The organism is Paenisporosarcina sp. P4_D4 (assembly GCF_056401835.1).
Genome location: NZ_JBFUIO010000200.1, coordinates 1 through 2,848, shown reverse-complemented (window position 1 = coordinate 2,848; position 2,848 = coordinate 1). Strand labels below are relative to the sequence as shown.

At 40.8% G+C, this 2,848-nt stretch carries 1 protein-coding gene; it reads right to left on the bottom strand.

From position 1 onward, the window contains the following. The coding region (locus AC1DSL_RS16960; protein WP_477533110.1) for a carbohydrate-binding protein at nt 1-2,515 on the bottom strand (2,515 nt) is incomplete at its 3' end. Between the last annotated feature and the right edge of the window lie 333 nt (nt 2,516-2,848).

Sequence of the window (2,848 nt, the reverse complement as noted above, 5' to 3'; positions counted from 1 at the left end):
GTCTTACATACCTTGCGGTGGATTTCGTTATATACCTGTCCGTGCTGTTCGAAACGTTTCCTTCTACTGAATCTAGGTCAGTCCAGGTAGTTCCATCCAGACTTCCCTGAAGCATATAATTTTTTGTATTCAGGGATAAGGTCTCTCCGCCTTCTCCAGCATGCTTTACTACCCACCTGCTTATATCATAATTCCCTCCAAGATCGACCATCATCCATTTGTCCCCGGTCGTATTGGAAGACCACTTTCGGCCGCTTTCAGCCGATCCATCTACTGCCTTGGACGGTTCGTATCCCACCACACTTCCGTTGGCTGTAATCTCCTTATTCAGAACCAAATTTACCGGAGCAGGATCGAATGCTAAAGTGGTAACTTTTAACGGACTGCTGGCCGCTGAAACATTTCCTGCTGCATCCCTGGCTTTTACAGTAAATTGATAGGTCTTTTTTTTCTTCAGCCCTGTCACTTTAAAGTTCGTACGCCCTGTTGTAGATCCAATCAGTTTTTTTCCATTATATATATCGTAGCCTGTAACACCTACATTACCCGTAAAATTATCTGTAGCTGTATCCCATGACAGCATTGCCATCTTGTCTGTTACTACTTTCGTCGAGACATTGGTTGGTTCGGTAGGCGCTTGTTTATCTGCTGCAAGTGCATCCGCAGTGTAATTATTTATGGTCCAGGTAGTTACCGTACTTTTTTTCGAGAAGTCTCTTCCATTTATTACCACCCTATCGGCATAAACATCTAAAATCAAGCCTTGACCTGAATCCTTGATAGCTCCATCTCTCATCATTGTAAAGTACTGTTTATTATAGAAAGTACCCGGTAACGTGAGAGGATAATGTATATGTCCCGTTAAGAAAACGCTTTGAGGATATTTTCCAATAATGTCCTTTAACTTTTGATCCTGTACCTCATCGCTTTGATAAGGATCCCAAGGATATTCCTCATATACAGTATTATCTAGTGGCTGATGAAGGAAGAGAAATATGGGTTTGTCTTTACTTGCATTCTCCGCCAACTTATCGCTTAACCACTTCATCTGGGTATCTGATATATATGCACTGTCTTTATCATCAGTCTCCGTTGCCAAATAAATGAAGTGGTATCCGCTTATCCACTTATCATAATAAACACCTGGCATACCAGTATGTGTCAAAAATCTGTTTTTAGCTGTTTCAAATCCTCCCATCCACCTTACATCATGGTTCCCTAAAATCAAGTTGCGATCAAGTTGAGGATATTTGTTCATTGTTTTCATTAATGTATTATATTGTGCATCTGTGCCATATTCAGTAAGATCTCCACCAACGCTAACGGATTGCACATTATTGCTAACTGCTTCCTGCAATGCATTGTCAAGTCTGACATCGGCGATATCCCCTTGTACATTTGCATGTGTATCAGAAATGGACATAAAGCTGAATTTATAACTAGTATCCCTGTCAGGTGTTGTTGAAGCAAGAACCGTAACATTGATGCTTGTTGACAATGCTACATTATCCGGATTTGTAACCCCTGTTGGCAGATCTACTGTTCCCTTTACCGTGAAACTCTGCTCGGTTTTTACGGACGGAACATAGCCTGATGCATCTATATTCCAGGTTACAGGTGCATTCAAATTACCGCCGTCGGTCACCTGTACTACTGTGCTAGGCAATCCAAGGGCCACCGGTGTAGGCGCTGTTCCGTTTACTACACCAGTAATCGCTGCAGGTGCTGTGATGCTTGTTAGTACCTTCGGCTTTATTTCTACTGGATAAGTTACTGTCTTACCGCGTACTGTGACGGTTAGTATCTGGCTGGCTACTGCAGATGAACTGTTAAATCCGCTTACGTCGGAAGCTCTGACTTCCTCCCCCCTAGTCGAACCGTCAATATAGGTGCCTGTGACTTCCATACCCGTGATATCAAGGCTCTCTCCAATACGGTATACAGTCTTTGCTGGTGGTTTTGTAAGCTCAATGCTGTTCAATGTCTTTGAAAACTGAAACCAGTTGATGTTGGCTACATATGTTTTTCCCGCCGCAACCATTACTACAAGGTATACATCATGAATTCCTGTAACTTCAGTAATATCGGTTGTCATAGTTTTATAGACATTCCAGTTATCCGGTGCGGTAGCTGCGGTAGTAAGTGTCCCCACTTTTTTACCATTCGCGCTGGTCGGACCGTCAATCCATACTTCAATATCTCCCCCTGCATTTGATCCCTTAACTGAAAGTCTTGCACTAAATTTCGTAGCGCCATTAACGTCGCTACCAAAGTCAATATTGTTATATGCTAAATACTGGTTGTCATTAGTACCTCCTATACATTGTCCACCATCTGGGCAAGCTTCGACTTTTAGGTAGGCACCCGACTTGGAACTAAAGCTTTCTGCTTCTGTCAGACTATATGCATCGCTTGCTGCATGCACCGGCATATAGCCAACACTGGTGCTGAGCAGGAATCCAACTATCAGGATAAATGAAAATAATGACTTGTTAAACTTCGTTAAGGTAACCATAAACATCTCCCTTAATTTTTTTTTATACGACGTAGTTTATTTTTCGAAAAAAGATTGATCAAATCCTTTAATCCTCTCATGTTGACCACGTTTTCAGAATAAAGTTCGATCAAAAAACACTGATATATCATGATTTATCAATGTTCTTATAAAATATGTACTGTATTCTAATCAATCTTTTTTATAAACGGTGCAACTTTTTTACAAACGGCCGAACATTATTTTAAGCCCCCCTACAGAATCAAATTTGCTTTTCTGCTTAATGGTAAGTGATAAATATTAATAGAGTGTAAATCTAATGTRAGCATTATGTAATATCCGATATATTGATAT